This window comes from Salinibaculum sp. SYNS191 (assembly GCF_037338445.1).
GTDB lineage: Archaea > Halobacteriota > Halobacteria > Halobacteriales > Haloarculaceae > Salinibaculum > Salinibaculum marinum.
Window position 1 is genome coordinate 1,938,765 of record NZ_CP147838.1, and the last position, 22,439, is coordinate 1,961,203.

General features: G+C 68.5%; 26 protein-coding genes. 10 read left to right on the forward strand and 16 right to left on the reverse strand.

The genetic code is table 11. The annotated features are described in order from the left end of the window. Nucleotides 1–68: 68 nt before the first annotated feature. From WDJ57_RS10515 to WDJ57_RS10550, 8 genes are all read right to left on the reverse strand, one after another. Nucleotides 69–914, reverse strand: coding sequence for a ribose-phosphate diphosphokinase (locus WDJ57_RS10515; protein WP_338906174.1), 846 nt, complete (start codon nt 912–914; stop codon nt 69–71). A gap of 392 nt (nt 915–1,306) precedes the next feature. After that, the gene (locus WDJ57_RS10520; protein WP_338906175.1) at nt 1,307–2,167 is read right to left on the reverse strand and encodes a DUF5995 family protein; all 861 of its coding nucleotides are present in this window, start codon (nt 2,165–2,167) and stop codon (nt 1,307–1,309) included. 53 nt (nt 2,168–2,220) lie between these two features. Then, nucleotides 2,221–2,427, reverse strand: coding sequence for a hypothetical protein (locus tag WDJ57_RS10525; RefSeq protein WP_338906176.1), 207 nt, complete (start codon nt 2,425–2,427; stop codon nt 2,221–2,223). Between the two features lie 39 nt (nt 2,428–2,466). Next, on the reverse strand, nt 2,467–2,628 hold the full coding sequence (locus WDJ57_RS10530) for a hypothetical protein (protein WP_338906177.1): 162 nt from the start codon (nt 2,626–2,628) through the stop codon (nt 2,467–2,469). A gap of 51 nt (nt 2,629–2,679) precedes the next feature. After that, on the reverse strand, nt 2,680–3,501 hold the full coding sequence (locus tag WDJ57_RS10535; RefSeq protein WP_338906178.1) for an HVO_0234 family beta-propeller protein: 822 nt from the start codon (nt 3,499–3,501) through the stop codon (nt 2,680–2,682). Continuing rightward, the gene (gene hemL, locus WDJ57_RS10540) at nt 3,501–4,841 is read right to left on the reverse strand and encodes a glutamate-1-semialdehyde 2,1-aminomutase (RefSeq protein WP_338906180.1); all 1,341 of its coding nucleotides are present in this window, start codon (nt 4,839–4,841) and stop codon (nt 3,501–3,503) included. The genes WDJ57_RS10535 and hemL overlap by 1 nt, the downstream gene beginning before the upstream one ends. Nucleotides 4,842–4,896: 55 nt before the next feature. Continuing rightward, nucleotides 4,897–5,244 (reverse strand): P-II family nitrogen regulator, encoded by a 348-nt coding sequence (locus WDJ57_RS10545; protein WP_338906181.1) that lies wholly within the window; start codon nt 5,242–5,244, stop codon nt 4,897–4,899. Beyond that, nucleotides 5,241–6,566, reverse strand: coding sequence for an ammonium transporter (locus WDJ57_RS10550; RefSeq protein ID WP_338906182.1), 1,326 nt, complete (start codon nt 6,564–6,566; stop codon nt 5,241–5,243). The genes WDJ57_RS10545 and WDJ57_RS10550 overlap by 4 nt, the downstream gene beginning before the upstream one ends. 466 nt (nt 6,567–7,032) lie before the next feature. Here WDJ57_RS10550 and WDJ57_RS10555 point away from each other — a divergent pair, with 466 nt between their 5' ends. Then, nucleotides 7,033–8,172, forward strand: coding sequence for a PAS domain-containing sensor histidine kinase (locus WDJ57_RS10555; RefSeq protein WP_338906183.1), 1,140 nt, complete (start codon nt 7,033–7,035; stop codon nt 8,170–8,172). A gap of 1 nt (nt 8,173) precedes the next feature. Here WDJ57_RS10555 and hemB read toward each other — a convergent pair whose 3' ends face one another. Next, nucleotides 8,174–9,154: a porphobilinogen synthase gene (hemB, locus tag WDJ57_RS10560; RefSeq protein ID WP_338906184.1), complete on the reverse strand. Its 981-nt coding sequence runs from the start codon at nt 9,152–9,154 to the stop codon at nt 8,174–8,176. 76 nt (nt 9,155–9,230) lie between these two features. On the opposite strand from hemB, the gene WDJ57_RS10565 reads away from it, so the two are divergent. From WDJ57_RS10565 to WDJ57_RS10585, 5 genes are all read left to right on the forward strand, one after another. Further along, nucleotides 9,231–9,551, forward strand: coding sequence for a hypothetical protein (locus WDJ57_RS10565; protein ID WP_338906186.1), 321 nt, complete (start codon nt 9,231–9,233; stop codon nt 9,549–9,551). A 25-nt stretch (nt 9,552–9,576) separates the two neighbouring features. Further along, the gene (locus WDJ57_RS10570) at nt 9,577–10,230 is read left to right on the forward strand and encodes a DedA family protein (protein ID WP_338906187.1); all 654 of its coding nucleotides are present in this window, start codon (nt 9,577–9,579) and stop codon (nt 10,228–10,230) included. Between the two features lie 92 nt (nt 10,231–10,322). Beyond that, nucleotides 10,323–10,517 carry a hypothetical protein gene (locus WDJ57_RS10575; protein ID WP_338906188.1) on the forward strand — a complete coding sequence of 65 codons (195 nt, stop codon included), beginning with the start codon at nt 10,323–10,325 and terminating at the stop codon, nt 10,515–10,517. A 40-nt stretch (nt 10,518–10,557) separates the two neighbouring features. Beyond that, nucleotides 10,558–10,848 carry a hypothetical protein gene (locus tag WDJ57_RS10580; protein ID WP_338906189.1) on the forward strand — a complete coding sequence of 97 codons (291 nt, stop codon included), beginning with the start codon at nt 10,558–10,560 and terminating at the stop codon, nt 10,846–10,848. Then, a complete protein-coding gene (locus WDJ57_RS10585) occupies nt 10,845–11,273 on the forward strand; it encodes a type II toxin-antitoxin system VapC family toxin (RefSeq protein ID WP_338906190.1) in 429 nt (142 codons plus the stop codon). Before WDJ57_RS10580 ends, WDJ57_RS10585 begins: the two co-directional genes overlap by 4 nt. Here the strand turns inward: WDJ57_RS10585 and WDJ57_RS10590 are convergent, their stop codons facing one another. After that, a complete protein-coding gene (locus WDJ57_RS10590; RefSeq protein ID WP_338906191.1) occupies nt 11,274–13,397 on the reverse strand; it encodes a (Fe-S)-binding protein in 2,124 nt (707 codons plus the stop codon). 145 nt (nt 13,398–13,542) lie between these two features. Between WDJ57_RS10590 and WDJ57_RS10595 the strand changes: the two genes are divergently transcribed. Together WDJ57_RS10595 and WDJ57_RS10600 are read left to right on the forward strand one after the other, a co-directional pair. Continuing rightward, on the forward strand, nt 13,543–14,133 hold the full coding sequence (locus WDJ57_RS10595; RefSeq protein ID WP_338906192.1) for a conditioned medium-induced protein 4: 591 nt from the start codon (nt 13,543–13,545) through the stop codon (nt 14,131–14,133). Between the two features lie 39 nt (nt 14,134–14,172). Then, entirely contained in the window at nt 14,173–14,829 is a 657-nt protein-coding gene (locus WDJ57_RS10600; protein WP_338906193.1) for a CRISPR-associated protein Cas4, read from the forward strand. On the opposite strand, the gene WDJ57_RS10605 is transcribed toward WDJ57_RS10600, so the two are convergent. From WDJ57_RS10605 to WDJ57_RS10615, 3 genes are read right to left on the reverse strand one after another with little or no spacing between them, the layout of a single operon-like run. Continuing rightward, nucleotides 14,826–15,413, reverse strand: coding sequence for an L-threonylcarbamoyladenylate synthase (locus WDJ57_RS10605; protein ID WP_338906195.1), 588 nt, complete (start codon nt 15,411–15,413; stop codon nt 14,826–14,828). The genes WDJ57_RS10600 and WDJ57_RS10605 overlap by 4 nt on opposite strands. 2 nt (nt 15,414–15,415) lie before the next feature. Further along, nucleotides 15,416–15,931: a redoxin domain-containing protein gene (locus WDJ57_RS10610; RefSeq protein ID WP_338906196.1), complete on the reverse strand. Its 516-nt coding sequence runs from the start codon at nt 15,929–15,931 to the stop codon at nt 15,416–15,418. Then, nucleotides 15,932–16,234, reverse strand: coding sequence for a glutathione S-transferase N-terminal domain-containing protein (locus WDJ57_RS10615; protein WP_338906197.1), 303 nt, complete (start codon nt 16,232–16,234; stop codon nt 15,932–15,934). A 103-nt stretch (nt 16,235–16,337) separates the two neighbouring features. On the opposite strand from WDJ57_RS10615, the gene WDJ57_RS10620 reads away from it, so the two are divergent. After that, a complete protein-coding gene (locus WDJ57_RS10620) occupies nt 16,338–17,732 on the forward strand; it encodes a hemolysin family protein (protein WP_338906198.1) in 1,395 nt (464 codons plus the stop codon). Here the strand turns inward: WDJ57_RS10620 and WDJ57_RS10625 are convergent. From WDJ57_RS10625 to WDJ57_RS10635, 3 genes are read right to left on the reverse strand one after another with little or no spacing between them, the layout of a single operon-like run. Then, nucleotides 17,721–18,914, reverse strand: coding sequence for an inorganic phosphate transporter (locus WDJ57_RS10625; RefSeq protein ID WP_338906199.1), 1,194 nt, complete (start codon nt 18,912–18,914; stop codon nt 17,721–17,723). The two genes, WDJ57_RS10620 and WDJ57_RS10625, sit on opposite strands and share 12 nt — an antisense overlap. Before the next feature lie 52 nt (nt 18,915–18,966). Then, nucleotides 18,967–20,499 (reverse strand): phytoene desaturase family protein, encoded by a 1,533-nt coding sequence (locus WDJ57_RS10630; RefSeq protein WP_338906200.1) that lies wholly within the window; start codon nt 20,497–20,499, stop codon nt 18,967–18,969. A gap of 60 nt (nt 20,500–20,559) precedes the next feature. After that, entirely contained in the window at nt 20,560–21,264 is a 705-nt protein-coding gene (locus tag WDJ57_RS10635) for a DUF5828 family protein (RefSeq protein ID WP_338906201.1), read from the reverse strand. A 384-nt stretch (nt 21,265–21,648) separates the two neighbouring features. Here WDJ57_RS10635 and upp point away from each other — a divergent pair, with 384 nt between their 5' ends. Then, the gene (gene upp / locus WDJ57_RS10640) at nt 21,649–22,326 is read left to right on the forward strand and encodes a uracil phosphoribosyltransferase (protein WP_338906202.1); all 678 of its coding nucleotides are present in this window, start codon (nt 21,649–21,651) and stop codon (nt 22,324–22,326) included. Nucleotides 22,327–22,439: the final 113 nt, after the last annotated feature.

Here is a 22,439-nt window from a genome sequence, read left to right on the forward strand (position 1 = left end):
GTGTATTTGAGCCTGCGGAAAGAGCGACGGGACGGCGGTGGGGCGGCCGGCGGAGGGGGGTGGTCCGCCTACAGCGCGTCGGCGACGACCGGCGCGACGCTGACCTCGCTGACCTGGCGCTCGATAGTGTCGGTGCCGTAGACCGCCTCGACGCCGGCGCGGGCGAGTTTCAGGTGGGCGCTGGCGGCCAGCAGCGGGTGGACGCAGGTGACGAACACGCGGTCGGCGCCGCGCTCGTCGAGGATGGCGACGGACTCGCTCATCGTCGACCCGGTGGCGATGATGTCGTCGACCAGCACCACGTCGCGGTCGGCGCAGTCGGCGTCGCTGGGGGCGATGTCGACCTCGGTCCCGGAGCGGCGGGTCTTCTCGAAGTAGTCGGTCTCGCCGCGGCCGTACACCTCGGCGGCCGCGACCGCGAGGTCGATTGCCCCGTCGTCGGGCGAGAGAAAGAGCGGGTCGTGCAGGTCCTCGGGGAGCGGGCCGGCGAGCAGTCCCGCCGCGTCGACGCTCTCGGCGGGGACGGTGAAGTAGTCGCAGACGGCCTCCTCGTGAGGATTGACGGTGACGACGCGGTCGGTTCCCGTCGAGATAGCGCGGGCGACGGCGCGGGCCGAGACGGGTTCGCCGGTCTCGAAGGCGCGGTCCTGGCGGGCGTAGCCCATGTACGGCAGGACCGTCACGACCTCGCTCGCGCCGGCCTCGCGGACGGCGTCCTGAAGCTGGAGCAGTTCGACGTGTGCCTCGTCGGAGACCGTCGACGCGACGACGACGGCCCGGTCGCCGGGCTCTTCGACCCGGACCATGGCCTCGCCGTCGGGGAAGCGTTCGTACTCGACGCTCGCGAGTTGCTGGCCGGTCTCCGCCGCGAGTGCGGCCGCGAGCGCCTGCGTGTTCGACCCGGAGATAATCATGTGCGGGGAATCGCTACACGGCCTAAACCGCTTTTCGATACCTAACCACCTTTTTCCCACTCGGGTGTCGCACTCGCGCCGGCTCACGGCGGAAAAGCCGCCGTTCGCATCTCCGAGACGCTCCCGGTGGTCGCGTCTCGCTTTCGGCGCGCACTGCACCACTCGCGGCAAAAACGTGGTATTCGTGAGCGAAGCGAACGAATGCTCGAAAGACGAGCAAAGCGAGACGCGACCGCAGGGAGCGTCTCGGATACGCGAACGGTGTAACCGTGAGCGACGCGAGTCTTTCGGTGGTGAAAAAGGCTCCTCGCGGCCGGTCGGCCGCTCGCAGGGAACCGGTGGCTCCGCCGCCGGATGCTCGTGACTGCCCTGCCCTTCCCAGGTCGTGCGACTCAGCTCTCTGCGGACTGTTCCAGGTCCGCCAGCGCCTCGTGGACAGTGTCGCTGGCCTGCGAGGACAGGATGAGATACGCGGCCCCCTTCGAGGTGACGGCGTTCCACCAGTGCGCGAAGCGACGCCGGGTGCGGAACCGCGAGTTCATCGCGACGGCCGTGCGCCAGGCGCTCTCGCGGCACTCGTTTATCGTCGCGACCGCCAGCCACTCGTCGAGTTGCCCGAGCGAGTCGTCGACGGCCGCGAGTCCGTCGGCGTCGCGGGCCGAAAGCGTCCGCTGTGCCTCGTCGACCAGGTCCGCGATGACGTCGATGACGGCGGTGTGGTCCTCGTACTTCGTCCGGCGGTCCGGCCCGACGCCGGCCGCGTCGAGCGCCAGCGCGAGGTCGTAGTTGATGTGCGCGTTCACGCCCAGCGCGGCGTCCTGGACGACGAGGCTGTCGCCCCGCTCGGTGGCCCGAAAGGCGACGTGCCAGGGGTCGGGCAGCGCCGCAACGTTCCCGCGCTCGTAGTCGTGGACCGCCCGCCTGTAGAGGTTCGCGAAGGCGACCAGGTAGTCGCCGACCCAGTCGGGGTCCGCGAAGTCGCCGTCCCGGATGCCGCGTGCGACTGCGGCCGTCATCCGCCAGTAGATGGCGAGAAAGACCGCCCGGCGGTCGCCCCGCTCCTCGAACGCCCGTAGCAGGCCCCCCAGTCGCCGGTGAGTCTCCTCGACGTCGGTGTACGGCTCCGCGACGAACGCCAGCAGTTCCTCGTCCCCCGTCCGGTCGTCGGCGGTCAGTCCCGTCCTGTGGACCCCGTGGACTGCCGTCCGAAGCTGCTTCGCACGCCGCCCACCCGTCGGCGCAGTCGATTCCATGCCACGTACACGCCAGCAGCCCCAATAATTCTTTCCGGCTACTCACCCTCGCCTCAGTCCAGCAGGCCCATGTCCTCGGCGACGAGGTCCTGGAGTTGCGCCGCGAGGTCGGGGTCGATCTGCGCGCACTCCTCGCCGTCGTGCTGGTTCTCGTTGTGCCGGTCGAGCATGTTGGCGACCTCCGAGAGGGGGACGCGACTTTCGGTCTCGCACTCGGGGCAGATGATAGGGACGTCCGGGTCGTCAGCGTCGCTCGACATACGCCAGGGTTCGCAACGGGAGACAAAAACGCGTCCGGTTCACGGCTCGGGCGGGTCGCCGTCGTCGCGGGCGGTGGATGGGTCGGCCCGGCCCGCCTCCTCGCGGTACTCGCGGCCGAAGTACCCGCGCAGTGCCATCGTGGTGCCGATGTACGACGCCGCGACGAGGGCGACGAAGCCGAGGGCCAGGTCCCAGACCATGGCTGAGCTACCCGCGCTGTGTTTTTAAAAGGTGGCGTCCGTGGCCGGCCGCTACGGGACGGCGATGCCGACCGCCTCGCGGACACCGAGGGCGCGCGAGCGCCAGCCGGCCTGGCCGTCCGGCGTGAGGTCGGCCGTGGCGTAGACGAGCATCGACCCGTTCGCGGTCACGCCGTAGAGGCTCTCGCCGTGGGTGATGTCGGCGATGGCGGCGTCGATGGGGATGTCCTGGAGGTGCCAGTCGTCGCCCCGGCGGACGAGGAGGCCGTCCTCGCTGACGGCGTGGGCCCGACCGTCGTCCGCAGCAGTGACGAGCGTGCAGTCCCCGCCGGCCACGCGCTCCCAGCCCTCACCGTCGTACGCGAGCAGGCCGTCGGCCGTCGCGGCGTAGGGGCCGGCGGCGGCCACGTCACGCACCGTGCGGCCGGCACCGAGCGCGGGCAGGCCGGTGTCGACGCGGTAGATGCCGTCGCGGGTCGCGAGCAGGTCGCCGTCCATCCGGCGGGGCCGGGCGACGGTTCCCAGCTGCTCCCACTCGTCGCCGACGAGGCGAGAGACCTCGCCGGCGGGGCTGGCTGCGACGGGCGTCCCGTCTGCCAGTCCGACCGCCGCGGCCGGGCCGAAATCCGTCTCCGCGAACCCCTCGTCGGTGCCCACCAGCACGTCCTCGTCGGTGCCGACGACGAGGCGGCCGCCACCGCCGGCGATGCCGGTCGCCTTGCACTGACGTGCCAGCGAGAAGCGGCCGATCTGATCGCCGGCGACCTCGACGCGGGTGACGCCGAGCGCGCTCGCGACGTAGGCGTCGGTCTCGTCGCGTTTCTCGCCGTAGACGCGCTTCTCGTCGAGCGCGATGTCGTCGTCGGCGGGCATCACAGCACCTCCTTGTAGGCCTCCAGCGTCTCCTCGACGTCCGCCTCGGTGTGGGCGTCGCAGACGAACTGCGACTCGAACTGGTTGGCGGTGAGGAAGACGCCCCGCTCCTTCATCGCGGGCCAGTGCAGGCGTTCCCAGCGCTCGGTCTGGGCGGCCTTGACGTCCGCGCCCGTCTTCGGGCAGTGGTCGTACCGCGGGCACGCCTCGCGCTGGCGACAGCCGGCCTCGCAGTGGTCGTCGCCGACGTCGCCGGGCCCCTCGCGGGTGAAGATAACCTTGAACATCGAGTCGGTGCCGACGACGGTGTAGTTCGGCGCCTGGTCGGCGCAGATGTCGGTCAGGCCGGCCCGCAGGTCCTCGGCGAGGCCGTTGACGTGGTCGTAGACGTCGTTCTCCGCGGCGTAGCGCAGCGTCTCCAGCCCCGCGGCCATCGTCACCGGGTGGCCCGAGAACGTGCCGGACTGGAACACGTCGCCGGCGGGCGTGAACGACTCGATTATCTCGGCGCGACCGCCGATTGCGCCGACGGGGAAGCCGCCGCCGATTATCTTCCCGAAGGTGGTGATGTCGGGTTCGATGCCGAACTTGCCCTGGGCGCACTGGAGGCCGCCGACGCGGAAGCCGGTGATGACCTCGTCGAAGACGAGCAGGGAGCCGTAGTCGTCACAGACCTCGCGGAGGTGTTCGTGGTAGCCGTCGACGGGGTGGACGATGCCGTAGTTGCCCAGTATCGGCTCGGTGAGGACGGCGGCGATGTCGTCGCCGTGCTCCTCGAACACCGCGTCGATGGCGTCCTCGTCGTTGAACGGGACGGCCAGGGTGTGCTCGGCGAAGGAGTCCGGGATGCCCGGCGAGGAGGGCTGGGTGTGGTCGCCCTCGCCCTCGACCAGCGTCGACTCCTGTGCGCCGTGGTAGCCGCTCTGCATGACGACGATTTTGTCCCGGCCGGTGTAGCCGCGGGCGAGGCGCACGGCGGAGACGGTTGCCTCGGTCCCGCTGTTGACGAACCGCAGCATCTCGACGCTCGGGACGTGGCGGGTGACGAACTCGGCGAGTTCGACCTCGACCTCCGTCGGCGCGCCGTACATCGGGCCCTCGCTGGCTTTCTGCTGGACTGCCGCCCGCAGGTCCTCGGGCATGTCGTGGCCCAGCAGGAGCGGGCCGTAGCCCATCACGTAGTCGATGTAGCGGTTGCCGTCGGCGTCGATGACGTGGCCGCCGTCGCCGCGCTCGACGAAGAACGGATAGGGACGGATGGCCCGTACAGACGAGTTGACGCCGCCGGACAGCACGGAGAGTGCTCGGTCGTACAGCGACCGCGACTGCTCGTGAGTCATACACCCCGCTTGGAGGGGGGCCCGAAAGAAGCTAACGCGTCGCGCGTACCGGCGTTCAGACGGCGTCCGGGCCGCGCTTGCCGGTGCGAATCTGGACCGCGTCGTCGACCGGCATCACGAATATCTTGCCGTCACCGGGTTCGCCCGTGTGGGCGGCGTCCTCGATGGCGTCGACCACGTCGTCCGTCGGGATGTCCGCGACGACGCACTCCACCTTGACCTTCTGGTGGAGGTCGACGACGTACTCCTCGCCGCGCCACTGCCCCTTCTTCGAGGGCTGGGAGCCGCGGCCGGAGACGTTGGTGACTGTCAGCGACGGTGCGCCTGCCTCTGCGAGGCTCTGTTTGACGTCGCCCAGTTTGTCCGGGCGGATGTAGGCGACGACCATCTCGATTTCAGTCATTCTGCATCACCGTCCGTAATGTCAGCGCCGCCATCGGTCTTGAAGGTTGGGCCGCCGTCGGCGATGACGCCTTCGTCGCCACCGAACTCGGGGTAGGTCTCGACGCCGTGCTCGGAGATGTCGAGTCCTTCCTGCTCGTGTTCGGGCGTGACGCGTGCCTGCCCGACCAGCTTGAGGACGTACCAGATGAGGGCAGTCATGGTCAGCGTCCAGCCGCCGATGAGCACGACGCCGACGACCTGCGCGATGAACGCGTTGGCGACGGAATCGACGACGCCGGGTGCGGCGACGAACGGGAACAGCAGCGTGCCGAGCACGCCGGCGCTCCCGTGGACCGGGAAGACCGCACATACGTCGTCGATGTTGAGCGTCTTCTCGACGAAGCTGAAGACGATGGGGAGCTGCGCACCGGCGAGGCTGCCGACGACGATTGCACCCCACCAGGACGTGGTGTGGGGGATCGCCGTGATACCCACCAGGCCGGCGAGCAGGCCGTTGGCGACGTACAGCGTGTCGACTTTCCCGGACTTTGCCCAGGCGACGAGTCCGGCACCCATCGCGCCGAAGGCCATCGCAATCGTCGTGCCCATGGCGACGCGGCCGAGCTGTTCCATGACGGGCGCGCCGTCACTGAAGATGGCCGACGTGCCGACGTTGAACCCGTACCAGCCGAAGGCCAGGATGAGCGTCCCGAGGACGGCGAAGGTCAGGGAGTGACCGGGGATGACGTTCACCGAGCCGTCGTCGTTGAAGCGGCCGAGGCGGGGTCCGAGAATCGCCGCCGCCGTCAGGCCGGCGATGCCGCCCATTCCGTGGACGATCATCCCGCCCGCGAAGTCGGTGAAGGCCGTGCCGGTCAGCTGTTCGACGAGGCCGGCACCGGGTGCCGACCACGTGAAGGCGATGACGACGGGGTAGATGACCGCCGCCAGCAGGAACGTGTAGGTCACGTACGCGCGGAGCTTCGCGCGGCCGGCGACTGCCCCGGAGACGATGGTCGCCGCCGTCATGGCGAAGACGGCACCGTATAGCCAGTTGATCCAGCCGTCGGCGCTGGACTGGAAGGCCGCCGAGAAGCCCTGCCCGGAGGCCAGCGACGCGATGCCAGTCCCCAGGAGGAAGAACACGGACACCCCCACGCTCCAGGTCAGGAGGTTCTTGGTCAGCTGGTTCGCCACGTTCTTCGAGCGCACCTGCCCCGCCTCGAGCATGGCGAAGCCGGCGTGCATGAAGAAGATCAGGAACGATACGACCAGTATCCACATGTTGTTGATGCTACTCAGTAGCGTCGCGGTGTCGATCTGTAGGGGTACTGCACTCATTTCTTATTTCTCACCTTTGTTGTGATTTCGTTTTTGCGTATTCGTTTGTCCAACTTTTCTCGCGAAACCTACGATATCGTTGTCCTTCTCACGGGATACCGTACCGGAATGCATCCATATAAGGATTGGCTTTACAGAACCAGATATACAGTCGAAATAGAAGACGTTCGTCCAGTATTCAGAAGTATATTATCGATATAAGGTTGTAAATCGTCCAGATAATAGACGTACGAAAGGTATTTTTCGGACAGTTGTCGAGTGGGAAACCGGCCGAACGGCCCCGTCAGGGCCGAACTGCGCGCAAGCGCGCCCGGCGGAGCAGCAGACGGTCAGCCCGCGAATATTTGCCAGCGTACCCGGTGTTAAGTATTCGAACCCGTTCGGGTATATCCGTGAACCGTTTCGCGTAACTCTCCGACGTGTGCGGAGGATTCCCGCGAAACGGGCGAAAATCCACAGCGAGACCATGGTCGAAAACGAGTCCGAGTCGGGAGCAGACGAACGACGGCGACCCGGCACCGGCGACGGCGGTGCGAGCGCCCGGCGGCCCCACAGCGACCGCTACGGGTTGCTGTTCGAACTCAGTACGGACGCCGTGGCGGAGGTACAGATAGTCGACAGCGTCCCGGTAGTCCGGGCGGTCAACCCCTCGTTCGTCGACGTCTTCGGCTACGACCGGGAGGTCATCGTCGGCGAGTCGCTCAACGAGTTCATCGTGCCCGAACACAGGAGAGGTGAGGCCGCGAGCTTCGACCGGCGGACCGCCGACGGCGAGGCGAACTGGGCGACCGTCTCCCGGCGGACCGCCGACGGAATCAGGGAGTTCCTCTACCGCGGGGTCCCCTTCGAGCGCGGCGACAGCCAGCACGGGCTGGCCGTCTACACGGACATCACGGACCAGCGCCGCCGGGAGCGCCACCACCAGGTGCTCCACCGCGTCCTGCGGCACAACCTCCGCAACGACCTCTCGCGGATTCTCGCCGCGACGGAGGCGCTGCTCGTCGAGGAGGAGGACGAGTACGTCCGCGAGCAGGCCCGGCGTGCCCGCGACGCGGTCGCCGACCTCGAAGAACTGACGAGGGCCGCGGGTCGTGTCGAGGACATGCTGGGGTCGGTGCCGACCGGACAGGAGCAGGTCGACCTCGCCGACGCGCTCCGGACCGTCGTCGGGAGCCACCGCCGCGATTCCGACGCCACGATAGAGACGGCCCTGCCGGAGTCGCTCCCGGTCCAGGCCGACGCCCGCCTCCTGGACGCGCTCGACGCGCTCGTCGAGAACGCCGTCGAACACGGGACGGCCGGGCGAGCGAACGGCCAGGGACCGGTCGCACCGACGATTCGCGTCGCGGCCGCCGTCGAGGGTCACCAGGCCGTCGCGACGGTCACCGACGACGGGCCCGGTATCCCCGAATACGAGCGGGCCGCCGTGTTCGACGACCGGCCGCTCTCGCAGCTCTCCCACGGCAGCGGTCTGGGGCTGTGGCTGGCGAAGTGGGTCGTCGAGAACTACGGCGGCCGTCTCAGCTACGAGCGCCGCGGCAGCGAGACGACCGTCGCGGCCCGCCTGCCCGTCGCCGGCGCCGACCGGTCGTCGTCGGGTCAGTAGCCTACAACTGCGCGGCCACGTCCTCGGCGAAGTAGGTGAGGATGAGGTCCGCGCCGGCGCGCTTGATGGACAGCAGCGACTCGTGAGCGACCGCCTCCAGGTCGAGCCAGCCCTTCTCGGCGGCGGCGTGGAGCATCGCATACTCGCCGGAGACGTTGTAGGCCGCGACGGGGTGGTCGACCTGCTCGCGCACGCTCGCGACGATGTCGAGGTAGGGAAGTGCGGGCTTGACCATCAGCACGTCCGCGCCCTGCTCGACGTCGAGTGCGACCTCGCGAGCGGCCTCACGGGCGTTGGCCGGGTCCATCTGGTAGTGCCGCCGGTCGCCGAATGCGGGTGCGCCGTCGGCCGCGTCGCGGAACGGGCCGTAGAACGCGGACTCATACTTCGCGGCGTAGCTCATGATGGCGACGTCGTCGTGACCGGCCCCGTCCAGGGACTCCCGAATCGCGCCGACCATCCCGTCGGTCATGCTCGACGGGGCGACCATGTCCGCGCCGGCGTCGGCGTGGGAGGTGGCAATCTGTCCGAGCAGCGCCAGCGTCTCGTCGTTGCGGACGGTCAGCGTCGGCTCCTCGGCTGCCCCCTCCTCCAGCACGCCGCAGTGGCCGTGGCTGGTGTACTCACAGAGACAGACGTCGGTGATGACGTAGGCGTCCGTCTCGTCTTTGATGCGCCGGGTCGCCGCCTGGACGACGCCGTCCGCGGCCCAGGCGCGGGTGCCGCGCTCGTCCTTCGCTTCGGGGATGCCAAAGAGGATGACCGCCTCGACGCCGGTCTCCCGGACTTCCTCGACGCGGGCGACGGCCTCGTCGAGCGGGACGCGCTCGTGGCCGGGCATCGACTCGATGGGCTGGCGCTCGTCGGTCGTGGCGTCGACGAAGACCGGTGCGATGAGGTCCGACGCCGACAGCTCCGTCTCGCGCACGAGCGGGCGCACGCCGTCGGTCCGCAGGCGGCGCGGGCGACGTGTCAGGTCCATAGTCGGCGTTGTCACGGCGGCGGCAAAGCCGTGTCGCTCCAGTAGCTATACCAGGGCGGACGACCGAGACGCGATTATGGCCGGAGACTCCCCGCTTCTCGTCGCCGCCGTCGTGCTGGGGGTGGGACTCGCCATGCGACGGCTCGAACTCGCCTCGCTGGCCGTCGGCGTCACGACGCCCGTCGCCGACCCGGAACTGACCGCGGAGTTCGTCGGCGACTTTCTCAGCGTGACGGCGCTACTGCTGGGCGCTCTGGGTGTCGTCAACCGCGCCGTCGCGCTGCCGGACGTCGTCTGGCTCGCCTACGGCCTCGTCATCGTCGTCGGCGTCATCGCAACGCCGGTACTCGCCGGGTGGTACGTCGAGCGACGGATTCAGCAAGCAGAAAACGTTTGACGGACCTCGGCGAAGGGAGGAGCAGATGGCATCGGAACACCCCGACGGTGAGAACGACGCAGGTACCGGCGTCTCGCTGCCGGGCACGCGCGTGAGCTACGCCGTCGGCGGGACGGTCGTCGTCGCCCTCCTCGTCGTGGTGCTGTTCCAGACCGGCGTCGTGAGCCTCCCGGAGGGGACCACCGACACGGCGCGGTCGCTGCTCGACCAATATGGCCTGCCCGCGCTCTTTGCCGTGTTCATCATCGAGGGCGCGATGTTGCTGTACTTCGCGCCCAGCGAGAGCCTGGTCCCGGCGGCCGTCCTCTTCCTCGCCGAGTCGACGGCGGACGTCGCCGCCATCCTCGCCGTCGCCGTCGTCGGCGCGACCATCGGCCAGACTGCCCTCTTCCTGCTGGCGAAGCGGGGCGGTCGCGAGGTGATCCACAACCGCCGGTGGGTGACCGTCGGCGAGGACCGCCTGGACCGCTTCGAGTCCTGGTTCGACCGCTGGGGACCGCTGGTCGTGCCGGTCAGCAACACCCTGCTTTTCACCCGCGGGATGCTCACCATCCCCGCCGGCCTCGCGGAGATGGACACCCGCACCTTCGTCGCGCTGTCGGCGCTCGGCACGCTCTCGTTCGAACTCATCCTCGCGGGACTGACCCTCTACGGCGCGGACGTGCTGGCCGCGCTGTGAGTGGTGACCGGGGGTCACTCCCGACATCGGACCCGCAACGTCGCCCGCCGACGGCCGAGGGTTTATACCCGAGAACCGGACCACGCCCGCCCATGGTTCGGTGTCCGAACTGCAACGACGAACTCGGAGCGGAGACGTTCTGCCGGGCGTGCGGGACGAGCGTCGAGCACCCGGGAGACGACCAGCCACACCGCGAGCGCCAGACGCAACCCCGCCAGCAGACCGACCACGGCCACAACCAGCCCCGTCGTCAGCAGACCCGGCCGGGTCACGGACGCCACCAGTAGCGTGGAAAGTAACTTCAGGTAGAGAATGCTACTGGCAGGTATGGCGACCTCGATAAAGGTGGGCGAGGCGACGAAAGACCGCCTGGAGCGGTTGCAGGCCGAGATAAAACTCGAGACCGGCAGAAAAGTGACACAGCAGGAGTTACTCGACCGTATCGTCGCCCGCGAGTTCGCGTCGAAAGACGCCCTCGTCGATTCGTTCCGCGACGACTGGGAGGGGCTCTCCGAGGAAGCGGTCGAGCAGTGGCTGTCGGGGACGACCGCGTCCGGCGACCCGGTTGCCGAGGAAGATATCGACACGGTGCTCTACGAGGAGGGGTCACCGGAGTGAGCGTCTTCGTCGACACTGGCGTCTTCTACGCCCAGCACGACCGAGATACCGAACGCCACGAGAGCGCTTCGGAGGCCATGGCGGCCGTCGCGTCGGGGACGTACGGCAAGCCGTACACGAGCGATTACATCTACGACGAAACGGTGACGCTGACCCGCCGACGGACGAGCTACGAGCCGGCGATGCGTGTCAGTGACCGCATGCTCGGTCGTGGTGACTTCGACGACGTCGTCGAACTCGTGTTCGTCGACCGCACCGTGTTCGACCGTGCCGTCGGCGTCCTCGAGCGATACGACGACCAGCGGTTGAGCGTCACGGACGCGACGACCGTTGCCCTGGTCGAGGCTCGCGACATCGACTCCGTCCTCACCTTCGACGACGACTTCGACGGCCTCGTTCCGCGGCTCGACCCCACAGAGGTCTAATCACGCCTCAATGGCGTCGACGAGCAGTTCCGTGAGGTCCACAATCTCCAGGTCGTCCTCGTAGCCGCCGGTCTTGCGCCCGTCCTCGAACATCGTCACGCACATCGGGCAGGCGACGACGAACTGCTCGACGTCACTCGCGCCGGTGTCCTCGACGGCCTCCCGCAGGCGCTCCTCGCTGGGTTTGTGGTCCTCCTCGAAGTCCATCCAGAGGCCGCCGCCACCCCCGCCACAGCAGAAGGAGTTGTTGCGGTTGCGCGGCATCTCCACCAGTTCCGCGCCCGTCGCTCGCACGAGTTCCCGCGGCGCTTCGTACTCGTCGTTGTACCGCCCCAGGTGACACGGGTCGTGGTACGTCACGGTGCGGTCGAGCGAACCGGGCACAGACAACTGGCCAGACTGGACGAGGTCCTCGACGACCTGCGTGTAGTGGTGAATCCCGATTTCACCGTCGGCGTTCCAGTACCCCTCGACCGGCGCTTCCAGCATCGGGTCGTCCGCGAACTCCCCGAAGTCGATGTCGGAGTACTCGTTGGTGATGGTGTTGTAGGAGTGGGGGTCCGTGCAGACGACGTGCTCGAACTCGCACTCCTCGAAGGCGGCGATGAGTTGCGAGGCCTGCTCGACGTACAGCAGTTCCTCCCCCAGCCGCCGGATGTCGTTGCCGTCGTACACCTCGTCCTCGTAGAGGATGCCGTAGTCGACGCCCGCGTGCTCGAAGATCCGCGCCAGCGACCGGGCCACCGCGCGGTTGCGCTCGTCGTAGCTGGGATAGTCGCCGACGTACCAGAGGTACTCGACTTCCTGCTCGCGCGCGTCCGGAACCTCGAAGTCCAGGTCGTCCGTCCACTCCGGTCGGGAGCGGGCGCTGTCACCGAAGGTGTTGCCCTGTTGCATCACGTTCTGGAAGAGGTCCTGAACGTGGCCGTCGACGTCACCCTGTTCGACGAGTTGCCGGTTCATCTCGGTGAACTGCGGGACGTGTTCGATGTCGACCGGACAGGCGTCCATGCAGGCCATACACGACAGACAGGACTCCATCGTCGAGGAGTCGATGACGCTCGTCCCGCCGTCGGCGACGATGGGTAGCTCCTCCCCGCCGGCGTCGCGTTCCTCGCGGTAGGTCTTCAAATCGAGGATGACGTCCCGGGGGTCAAGTGGCCGCCCGGCGTCGTTGGCCGGGCAGACGCTCGAACAGCGGCCACACTTCGTGCAGGCGTCGTGGTCGAGCAGTTGCTTCCAGGTGAAGTCGTCGACGTCCTCCAGCGCCGTGTCGGCCTGCGGGTCCAGCGGCACGCCGGGCAGCCGCGAGCCGGCCTTCTCGTCGCGGGTGACGAGGTTGGCGAACGACGAGAGCATGTGGAACGGCTTGGCGTAGGGCACCCAGGCGACGAACCACAGCGCCAGCAGGGCGTGGCTCCACCACGTAATCGGATAGAAGTCGGTTGCCATCGCCGGCGTCATCCCGGCGAATGCGAGCCAGTCCTTGACGGCCCAGCCGACGAAACTCACCGTCTCGAAGCTCACGTCGCGCGTCGCGCTCGTCCCCAGGATGCGGACGCCCTCGGTCAGGTAGCCGCCGATGCCCAGGAGAAACAGCGACCAGACGAACAGGTCGTCTTCCCGGCTCGTGTGCTTCCCCCACAGGCGGGCAGTGCGGGCGGCGTAGCGCCGGTAGATGGCCACGCCCAGCCCGACGACGAACAGCAGCCCGAGCGCGTCCATCACCAGCGAATAGGAGAGGTAGAAGTCGCCGACGAAGAACGATTCGCCGGTCAGCGGCCGGTAGAAGTCGATGTCGATGCCGAGAATGGTCGTGCCGATGAGCAGCGTCAGGAAGCCCCAGACGATGAACGCGTGCATCACGCCGGCGACGACGTCGCGGTCGAGTTGCTTGCGGTTCGAGAGCGCGAGACGGGCCGCCGAGAGGATGCGGCCGGGGAGGGCGTCCAGCCGCTCGAACGGGTCCTCGCGCCCCTGACTGTAGCGGGTGACCCGCTGGTACACGCCGTAGACCAGCACGAGAATCGCCAGCGCCGCCAGATAGTAGAACACGGCCTTCCCTGTAGACCCGATCTGCCAGAACGTCGGCCGCGTCACCGCGTCCGCTTGCAGCAATGCCATGTTTTCACACGGTGAGGGCGACGCGCATAAGCGTTGTCACGTGGACCGCCCGACGGCCGTCGACCCACCGTGTGAGATTGTGTCATGACGTGGTAACGCACGGGGGCGTAGCTTTTTAAACACAAATCGTCTGAGTAACTATCCAATGGACGAGAAAACAGAGCACCTCCGGGACATCTTCATGGACGTGGCCGACGACGAGACGGTGACGGAGTCCCAGTCCGAGCAGCGGGGGTCCCTGTTGCGGGCGGGGTCTGTCAACGAGCGGCTGGAGGGGACCATCGGGAAGATGCGCGAGCGGTTCGACTTCGACACGGAACTCGACGACCACGCGCTGCGCGTCGTCGTCCGGCGGTTCTACGACGGGGAGAGCGACGACGGCATCGCGACGGTCCTGCGAATCCCCGTCGAGGCGGTCTTCGAGGCCCGGATGGACCTGCACCTGGTCCGCGAGGACGACGCGGGGGACGTCGACCTCTCGACCGTCCGGCGGTTGCTCGACGACGCGACGACAGAGGGAGTCGCCGCCCGGCTGGACGTCGACCCCGGCACAGTCTCGCGTGCCCGAGAGGTCATCGCCGCCGAGAACCGCGCCCAGCGGGTGAGCCAGCGCTTCCGGACCGAGTTCGAGGAGATTCTGACCGACGCCGACATCGCCGTCCGCCTCACCGCGGACACCCGGGAGGACGGCCTGGACGAGGCGACCGAGGGCATGGAAGTCGACGTGGACTTCTGACCCCGACCCTTATCATCCATAACGCGGCCAGCCCGTCCCATGCACGGCTTCCGCGACGTCGCCACTGCCGCCTACTGCCCACGCAAACTGTACTACCGACGCCGACAGCCAGAGCGCCCGTCGACTCCACCTGCGGTGAAGCGCCGCCGCGACCTCGCCTTCCGGTACGAGGAGCTGCTCGCCGACGACGACGCGCTCCGGGACGCGCCGATTGCGGTGACGCCCACCCAGTACCGCTCCAGCCTGGGCTGTGCGAAGGCTCGACTCGACATCTGGGACCGACTCGTCGACCCCGACGACCGCGACGTGCTGCTCTCCGGCCGCGAGTGTCGCGGCATCGCACACAAACTGCTGGCCGACGAGCCGACCGTCTCGCTGGTCTTCGCCGGCGAGCCGCCCGAACAGGGCGTCTGGCACCCACAGAGCGTCCGGCTGGTCGCGGCCGCCAAGGCGCTGTCCTGGGAGCGGGAGACCGCCGTCGAACGGGTCTTCGCGGAGTACCCCGCCCACGGCGTCGTCCGCGAGGTCTCGATGACGACTCGGCGGCGCGCGCAGTACCGCGAGGCGGTCCGCACCGCAGACACGATCGACGGGCCGCCGGCCCGCGTCGACAGCGACGCCAGGTGCGGGCCCTGCGAGTTTAGCGACGACTGCGGGACGCGGACCCGGTCGCTGCGGTCGCTCCTCGGCGGCTAGTGGCGCTCCAGCCAGTCCGCGACCTCGTCGGCGAGGTGGCCCCGCCGGTGTACCTCGCCGCGCTCGACGTCGACCACGGTGGAGCCGCCGCCGGGCGTCCGGCCACCGTCGAGGACCACCGCGAGACGGTCCCGGAGCGGGCCCTGGATGTCCGCGACCCGGCGGGCGCTTGGCTGGCCGCTGACGTTGGCGCTGGTCGCGGTCAGCGGCGCGACCTCCGCGAGCAGGTCCAGCGCGAGGTCGTGGTCGGGGACGCGCACGCCGACGCGCTCGCGGCCGGCGGTCAAGACGTCGGGGACCATCGACCGGCGCTGGAGGACGACCGTGACCGGGCCCGGCAGGAACTCCTGCATGAACGCGCGCTCGCGGTCCGTGGGGTCGGTGTACTCCGCGGCAGCGTCGACCGTCGGGACCGCGAGCGATATCGGGTCGTCGCGGTCCCGCCCCTTCGCGTCGAAGACCGCCGCGACGGCGTCGGGGTCGAGCGCGTCCGCGCCCAGGCCGTAGACCGTCTCCGTCGGGTAGGCGATCAACTCGCCGTCGCGGACGGCCGCGGCGGCGACGCTCGCGTCGGTCGTCTGCATCGTCAGACGACGTCCTCGACGGCGGCTTCCAGGGCGTCGTAGTCGGGGAAGTCCGGCCACTCCTGGGCGACCCACGCGTACTGGACCGTCCGGTCGCCGTCGATGACGAACGTCGCCGGGCGGGGCTCGCTGATGCCGGCCATCCCATCGAGGTCGTTGACGACGCCGTACTGTTCGGCCACCTCGTTTTTCGGGTCCGAGAAGAGGTCGAAGGACATCCCCCGCTCCTCGATGAGCGTCTTGTGCTCGTAGGGCGTCGAGATGGAGAGGCCGACGACCGTGGCGTCGTAGTCGTCGAAGTCGCGGTCCCGGAGTTCGTTCCACATGTACGTCGCCGGGAAGGCACCGTCCATCGTGTAGAAGACGAGGACGACGGGGCCGTCCGCCGTGAGGTCCGACAGGGCGACGTCCTCCCAGAACTCGTCGTTGACGAGCGGGCGGACGAAGTCGGGGGCCGTCTCGCCTTCGGCGACGTGGTCGGTCTCGGGCAGGTCGACGACGTCGAAGCCCAGGTCCATCTACGACCCCTCCCCCGCCGTCGCCGGTTCGGCCGCGGCCGTCGGTTCGGCGTCGCCGCCGTAGGTGGCCTCCAGGTAGGAGACGATGTTGGCGCTCTCGGTGAGCGTCGCGCCGGTGTTCTCGTCGACGAGGACGGGGACGGTCCGCTTGCCGCTGACGCGCTTGACGACGTCGCGGTCGGAGTGCATCGGTTCGACGAAGCGGGACTGGTAGTCGAGGTCGTACTCGTCGAGCAGTCGGACGACGCGCTCGCAGAACGGGCAGGCCTGCAGGCGGTAGAGCGTCAGCGATTGGGCTGTCATAGTGGACCGTTGGAGCGAGAGCGGTGTAAGGGTTTGGCCCCAGGGCCTCGCCCTCGAAATCATGACAACTCTTAATCCTGCCCGCTGTCAATCCCAAACGTCAATGGGGGCCCCTACCGCCGCCGTGGTCGCCGCTGTGCCGGTGTCCGTAGACGTATTTGGCATCGCAGTGAGCGACACGGCCTTCGTCGGACTCGGCGCAGTCGCAATCGTCGTGCTCCTCGCGCTGTCTGCCTTCTTCTCCTCCTCGGAGATAGCGATGTTCTCGCTCGCCTCCCACCGCGTGGAGTCGCTGGCCGAGAGGGGCGGAGCGGGAACGGTGCTCAAGCGCCTGCGCGACGACCCACACCGCCTGCTCGTGACGATTCTGGTCGGCAACAACCTCGTCAACATCGCCATGTCCTCCATCGCGACGGGACTGCTCAGTTTCTACCTGGGCAACGGCGGGCTGGCGGTCGTGCTGGCGACGGTCGGCATCACCGCGCTCGTCCTGCTGTTCGGCGAGAGCGCGCCGAAGTCGTACGCCATCGAGAACACCGAGTCGTGGGCGCTGCGCATCTCCCGGCCGCTGAAACTCGCCGAGACGCTGCTGTTGCCGCTGGTCGTCCTCTTCGACTACCTGACGCGGGTGGTCAACAAGGTCACCGGCGGCCGCAGCGCCATCGAGACGTCCTACGTCACCCGCCAGGAGATACGCGACATCATCGAAACCGGCGAGCGCGAGGGCGTCCTCGACGAGGAGGAACGCGAGATGCTCCAGCGCACGCTGCGGTTCAACCGCACCATCGCCAAGGAGGTGATGACCCCGCGGCTGGACATGACCGCCGTCGCCAAGGACGCCAGCATCCAGGAGGCCCTGGAGACGTGCATCCAGAGCGGCCACGCGCGCATCCCCGTCTACGAGGGAAGCCTGGACAACGTCATCGGCGTCGCGCACATCCGCGACCTGGTCCGGGACCTCAACTACGGCGAACTGGACCGGGACATCGACCTGGAGGACGTCATCGAGCCGACGCTGCACGTCCCCGAGTCGAAGAACGTCGACGACCTCCTGGCGGAGATGCGCGACGAGCGCATGCACATGGTCATCGTCATCGACGAGTTCGGGACCACGGAGGGCCTGGTGACGATGGAAGACCTGACCGAGGAAATCGTCGGCGAGATACTCGAGGGCGAGGAACGGGAGCCCATCGAGTTCCTGGACGAGGACACGGTCCTGGTCAAGGGCGAGGTCAACGTCGACGAGGTCAACGAGACCCTTGGCATCGACATCCCCGAGGGCGAGGAGTTCGAGACCATCGCCGGGTTCATCTTCAACCGCGCCGGCCGCCTGGTCGAGGAGGGCGAGGTCATCGAATACGACGGCGTCGAGATACGCGTCGAGCAGGTCGAGAACACCCGCATCATGAAGGCGCGCATCAGCGGCTTCACCGGCGAAGACGGCGAGGAGGCCGACGAGGCGGACGACACCGAGACCAGCGAGGTCTCACCCGATTAGGAGGCCGTCGACGACGGCGAACGCGCCGTAGCTGACCGCGAACGCGCCGACGAGCGAGCCAATCCACGCCAGCACCGTGTAGCCCATCTTCGAGACAGAGACTTCGCCGCCGCCGTCGCCGCTGGCCGCGTAGCCGCTGCCGATGATGGCGCTGACGATAATCTCGTTGAAGGAGACGGGAATCCCGAAGAAGACGGCCGTCTGGGCGATGGCGAAGGAGGGGATGAGCGCGGCGATGGAGCGGCGGGGGCCGAGCGAGGAGTAGTCCTGCGAGAGCGCCTTTATCATCCGCGGCGCGCCGGTCCACGACCCGAGCAACAGCCCCAGTCCGCCGCCGAAAAGCAGGGGCACGAGCGGGATGCCGACCGTGTCGGTCAGCGGCAGGAGCGGGCCGAGCGCCAGCCCGACCTGACTGCCGCCGGCGGAGAAGGCGACGAGCCCGCCCAGCGCGAGCAGGAAGTGCCGCTGGCCGCGGGCCTCGTCGCCCCGCATGTCGTAGGCCAGCAGGAGCGCCAGCGCGACAGCCAGCGCCAGCGAGACGGCGACACGGGCACCGAGGGTGCCGCCCAGGTCCGCTGCGACCGTCTCGGCGACCGAGCGCTGCGCGCCGGCCGGGCCGAGGAAGACGAACCGGATGTTCGCGAGGATGAGACCCACCAGGCCCGCGAGAGCGGGTACGAGCAGGCTCTCGGGGATGCCCTCGGTCCGGAGCAGGCGGGCGGTGGCGTAGGAGACGCCGCCGCCGACGAAGGGGACCAGCACCCACAGCGTGGCTATCTCCTGGTACTTCGCCCACGCGGGGTCGCCGCCGAGTGCCAGCCCGACGCCGACGACGGCGCCCGTGACGGTGAACGCGGTCGCTATCGGGTACCCCTCGAACACCCCGAGCGCGACGAGGACGGCGGCGACGACGAGCGCGATGATGGCCGCCGTCGGCGTCAGCGGCTGGTTCAGGACGAGGTCCTTCCCGACCGCCTCGGTGACGTTCGCACCCTGCAGGACCGCGCCGGCCAGTCCCAGTATCCCGACGTAGAAGCCGGCCCGCATCACGGAGATGGCGTTGGCACCGACCGCGGGGGCGAAGGGCGTCGACCCCGAGGAGCCGGCACCGATTGCCCACGCCATGAAGAGGCTGGCGACTCCGGCGACCAGAAGCGTCGCGAGCGTCCCGGCTGTTACCATTTGGGCGTGGTACAGAGTGGAGGTGTAAGAGCCTGCCGAACGCCCGGAGCGGTCAGAACTCCAGCGAGACGCGGTCCCGGAGCGAGCGCGCCGGCGAGCGGTCGTCAGCCACCGCGTCGGCGGCGTGCGCGCCGCTGATGAGACACATCGGGACGCCGATGCCGGGCGTCGTCGAGCCGCCGACGTAGTAGAGGTCGTCGACCGCATCGGCGCGGCGGCCGGGCCGGAACGGGCCGGTCTGGGTGAGCGTGTGGGCCATCCCCAGCGCGGTGCCGCCCGGGGCGGAGTACCGCTCGGCGAAGGTCCGGACGCTGGCCTCGTGCTCGGTGACGATGCGCCCGCGCAGGTCGACGCCGGTGTGCTCGGCGACGTCGGCCAGCACCTGCTCGCGGAACCGCGCGCGCTGGTCCGGGCCGTCGTCCAGGCCGGGCGCGATGGGGACGAGGATGACGACCGTCTCGTGGCCGTCGGGCGCGACGGTGTCGTCGGTGGCGCTGGGGACGTTGAGGTAGTAGGCGGGGTCGTCCGGCCAGCGCGGGTCGTCGAAGATGGCCTCGAAGTGGCTCCGCCAGTCCGTCGGCAGGACGAGCGTGTGGTGTTCCAGCGGGTCGACGCTGCCCTCGACGCCGAGATAGAGCATGTACGCGGAGGGGGCGTAGGTCCGGGAGTCCCAGTAGCGGTCCCCGTGGTCGCGGTGCCGGTCGGGGAGGAGGTCGCGCTCGACGTGGGCCGGCGGCGCGTTGGCGACCACGGTGTCGGCGTCGCGAGCGCGTTCGGGAGTCTCCAGTTGCAGGCCCCGCGTGCCGCCCGGCTGGATGCCCGTCACGTCGACGCCTGTCTCGACGTCGACGCCGAGTTCGGTCGCGAGGTCGGCCAGGGCCTCCACGACGCGGTAGAGGCCGCCGTCGTCGGGGTAGTAGACGCCGAGGTTGTAGTCGACGTGGCTCATCAGCGTGTAGATGGCGGGCGTGTTGTACGGCGACCCGCCGAGGAAGACCAGCGTGTACTGCACGAGTTGCTTGAGCTTCGGGTGGTCGAAGAACTGGCCGACGTAGTCGTCCATCGACTTCACGAGCGTGGCGGCGGGCAGCGAGCGCATCACGTCGGTGTCCACCCAGTCGCGAAACCGGGGGCGGTCCTCGTAGACGAACCGCTCCATACCGACGTCGTAGACGAACTCGGACTCGTCGAGGTAGGTGTCGAAGGCCGCGCCCGCGCCCGTCTCGTAGGACTCGAAGAGTTCGCGGACCCCGTCGGGGTCGGCGGGGACGTCGACGCGGTCGCCGTCCTTGAAGAAGACCCGGTAGTTGGGATCCAGGCGGGTCAGCGAGTAGTAGTCCTCCGGCGAGCGGTCGAAGCGGTCGAAGAACCACTCGAAGACGTCGGGCATCAGGTACCACGAGGGGCCGGTGTCGAACGTGAAGCCGTCGTCCTCGATGCGACCGGTCCGGCCGCCGGGATGGGCGTGGCGCTCCAGTACGGTCACGTCGGCACCGCTGTCGGCGAGGGCGGCGGCCGTCGCCAGCCCACCGATGCCGGCACCGACGACTGTCACGGACTCGTCACTCAGGGGCGCTGAGGACATCACCGGCGCTAGGGACTGAACCCGTGTAACGGGGCACCCGCACGACGGCGGGGTTTCAAGTTAGCTCGTCTTCGCGTCGGCGTCGTTGTCGGTCTCGGGTGCGTCGACCCCCTCCGCGGCCTCGATGGCCTCGGTCTCCTTTTCGGTGTCGACGTGCCAGCGGTCGATGTCCTCGACGTAGGACGCCAGCGTGTTCGAGACGCGTATCTTCAGGTCGTCGTCGTTGACGTCGACCTCGAAGATGTAGTCGGGGCCCTCGCCCCGGCCGACGCGCTGGAGGTTCGCGCTGACGAGGTCGTTGTCGAAGTAGTAGGGCGCTATCTGGGTCATCACGTTCTCGTAGACGGCGTTCTCGACGGTCCGCAGCGCCTTCCGGCCCGCGGAGTCGGCGGCGCGGGCCACGTAGTCGAGACTCTCGCCCCACTTGTCGACGGCCTCGTCGGGGTCGTCCAGTTTCTCGTAGGACTCCGCGAGTTTCTCGCCGGCGGTCTGGAGGTCCTCGTCGGGGTTCTTGCCCTCCCGCTCGCCTTTGCCCTCCTCGACGCTCGCCTGCTCGGCGGTCTTCTCGCTGACGTCCTCGTCCAGTCGCTCGTGACTCTTGGGTCGCCACTCGTCGAACTCCGCCAGCGCGTCGCCGTCGACCGCGACGCCCTCCTCCGTACCGACGTCTTTCAGCGCACGGACGATGCGCTCGCCGTGTTCGACGGCGTCGACCCAGTCCCCCCGTATCTTGAATCCGGAAACGCTCTCTTCGAAGTCAACCATATGTGAACAATAGTGCGTGTCGTCTCCCGCGGCTGCCAGCCGTAACCATCAGTCGGTCGCGGATACGGTGTGGACCCGAATAAGTGTTGCCGCCCGTGAATCTGCCGGTACACCACCCCGCAACGACGACGGACCATCAGCGAACAGCGGTCCGGAACCTGGCACCAGACCCGTGAGCAACGCGCAACCACACGTAGGCACCTGGAGAGCAGCGGTCAGTCGCGACGGCGACCGCCCGTGGCGCGACTCGCCCGTCGACCACGGACGCCGTTCGGAGCGTTCTGAAAGTTTGGCTCGTTGTGATGGTTTGGACGCCCTGACGGAGGGCCAGACCGGACCGACGTAATCACGAGATACTTTGCGCGACCGCTCCGACCGTCGGGTATGGGACTGGAGGAGCGCGAACACGCTGTCGTCGTGACGCATCCGCTGGCACAGCAGACGCTGACCGACCTCCGCCGGGCCGACACGGACTCCGTGGCCTTCCGGGAGGGGCTGGTCGACCTGGGACGGCTCTGCGGGTACGAACTCGTCGACGGCTACATGGAGACCGAGGCGGTGCCGATACGTACGCCGCTGACGGAGACGACCGGCCAGCGCGTCGCGGGGCTGGAGGACGTCGTCGTCGTGAACGTCCTGCGCGCGGCGACGCCGTTCGTCGAGGGTCTGCTGAAGACCGTCCCCGACGCCCGGCAGGGCGTCATCTCGGCAAGCCGCGACGAGGAGGCGGGGATGGACGACGACGGCGAGTTCCCCATCGAGGTCCAGTACGTCAAGTTGCCGGACATCCGGCCCGAGGACACCGTGGTCGTCGCCGACCCCATGCTCGCCACGGGGTCGACGATGTGTACCGTCCTGGAGGAGGTGACGGGCGGCCAGCCCGACCCCGAGCAACTCGTCGTCCTCTCGGCGGTCAGCGCGCCGCCGGGGCTGGAACGCGTCGGCGAGGCCTTCCCGAATGCGGAACGTATAACCGTCGGCCTCGACGACCGGTTGGACGACGACGGCTTCATCGTCCCCGGACTCGGGGACGCCGGCGACCGGGCGTTCAACACGAACTGACCGGACCGCCCGTGGCCCGTATCGACGGGTGTCGTACCCCTTCGTTTCACCTGGAGATTCGACAGACAGCGGTCTGTTTACACCTGCATCAGAATTCGTGTCGGGTGGTGACA

Excerpts from the sequence above, each read along its gene's own strand:
- WDJ57_RS10515 (WP_338906174.1), bottom strand. The coding sequence starts at position 914 with ATGATTATCTCCGGGTCGAACACGCAGGCGCTCGCGGCCGCACTCGCG.
- WDJ57_RS10520 (WP_338906175.1), bottom strand. The coding sequence starts at position 2,167 with ATGGAATCGACTGCGCCGACGGGTGGGCGGCGTGCGAAGCAGCTTCGG.
- WDJ57_RS10525 (WP_338906176.1), bottom strand. The coding sequence starts at position 2,427 with ATGTCGAGCGACGCTGACGACCCGGACGTCCCTATCATCTGCCCCGAG.
- WDJ57_RS10530 (WP_338906177.1), bottom strand. The coding sequence starts at position 2,628 with ATGGTCTGGGACCTGGCCCTCGGCTTCGTCGCCCTCGTCGCGGCGTCG.
- WDJ57_RS10535 (WP_338906178.1), bottom strand. The coding sequence starts at position 3,501 with ATGCCCGCCGACGACGACATCGCGCTCGACGAGAAGCGCGTCTACGGC.
- hemL (WP_338906180.1), bottom strand. The coding sequence starts at position 4,841 with ATGACTCACGAGCAGTCGCGGTCGCTGTACGACCGAGCACTCTCCGTG.
- WDJ57_RS10545 (WP_338906181.1), bottom strand. The coding sequence starts at position 5,244 with ATGACTGAAATCGAGATGGTCGTCGCCTACATCCGCCCGGACAAACTG.
- WDJ57_RS10550 (WP_338906182.1), bottom strand. The coding sequence starts at position 6,566 with ATGAGTGCAGTACCCCTACAGATCGACACCGCGACGCTACTGAGTAGC.
- WDJ57_RS10555 (WP_338906183.1), top strand. The coding sequence starts at position 7,033 with ATGGTCGAAAACGAGTCCGAGTCGGGAGCAGACGAACGACGGCGACCC.
- hemB (WP_338906184.1), bottom strand. The coding sequence starts at position 9,154 with ATGGACCTGACACGTCGCCCGCGCCGCCTGCGGACCGACGGCGTGCGC.
- WDJ57_RS10565 (WP_338906186.1), top strand. The coding sequence starts at position 9,231 with ATGGCCGGAGACTCCCCGCTTCTCGTCGCCGCCGTCGTGCTGGGGGTG.
- WDJ57_RS10570 (WP_338906187.1), top strand. The coding sequence starts at position 9,577 with ATGGCATCGGAACACCCCGACGGTGAGAACGACGCAGGTACCGGCGTC.
- WDJ57_RS10575 (WP_338906188.1), top strand. The coding sequence starts at position 10,323 with ATGGTTCGGTGTCCGAACTGCAACGACGAACTCGGAGCGGAGACGTTC.
- WDJ57_RS10580 (WP_338906189.1), top strand. The coding sequence starts at position 10,558 with ATGGCGACCTCGATAAAGGTGGGCGAGGCGACGAAAGACCGCCTGGAG.
- WDJ57_RS10590 (WP_338906191.1), bottom strand. The coding sequence starts at position 13,397 with ATGGCATTGCTGCAAGCGGACGCGGTGACGCGGCCGACGTTCTGGCAG.
- WDJ57_RS10595 (WP_338906192.1), top strand. The coding sequence starts at position 13,543 with ATGGACGAGAAAACAGAGCACCTCCGGGACATCTTCATGGACGTGGCC.
- WDJ57_RS10600 (WP_338906193.1), top strand. The coding sequence starts at position 14,173 with ATGCACGGCTTCCGCGACGTCGCCACTGCCGCCTACTGCCCACGCAAA.
- WDJ57_RS10605 (WP_338906195.1), bottom strand. The coding sequence starts at position 15,413 with ATGCAGACGACCGACGCGAGCGTCGCCGCCGCGGCCGTCCGCGACGGC.
- WDJ57_RS10610 (WP_338906196.1), bottom strand. The coding sequence starts at position 15,931 with ATGGACCTGGGCTTCGACGTCGTCGACCTGCCCGAGACCGACCACGTC.
- WDJ57_RS10615 (WP_338906197.1), bottom strand. The coding sequence starts at position 16,234 with ATGACAGCCCAATCGCTGACGCTCTACCGCCTGCAGGCCTGCCCGTTC.
- WDJ57_RS10620 (WP_338906198.1), top strand. The coding sequence starts at position 16,338 with ATGGGGGCCCCTACCGCCGCCGTGGTCGCCGCTGTGCCGGTGTCCGTA.
- WDJ57_RS10625 (WP_338906199.1), bottom strand. The coding sequence starts at position 18,914 with ATGGTAACAGCCGGGACGCTCGCGACGCTTCTGGTCGCCGGAGTCGCC.
- WDJ57_RS10630 (WP_338906200.1), bottom strand. The coding sequence starts at position 20,499 with ATGTCCTCAGCGCCCCTGAGTGACGAGTCCGTGACAGTCGTCGGTGCC.
- WDJ57_RS10635 (WP_338906201.1), bottom strand. The coding sequence starts at position 21,264 with ATGGTTGACTTCGAAGAGAGCGTTTCCGGATTCAAGATACGGGGGGAC.
- upp (WP_338906202.1), top strand. The coding sequence starts at position 21,649 with ATGGGACTGGAGGAGCGCGAACACGCTGTCGTCGTGACGCATCCGCTG.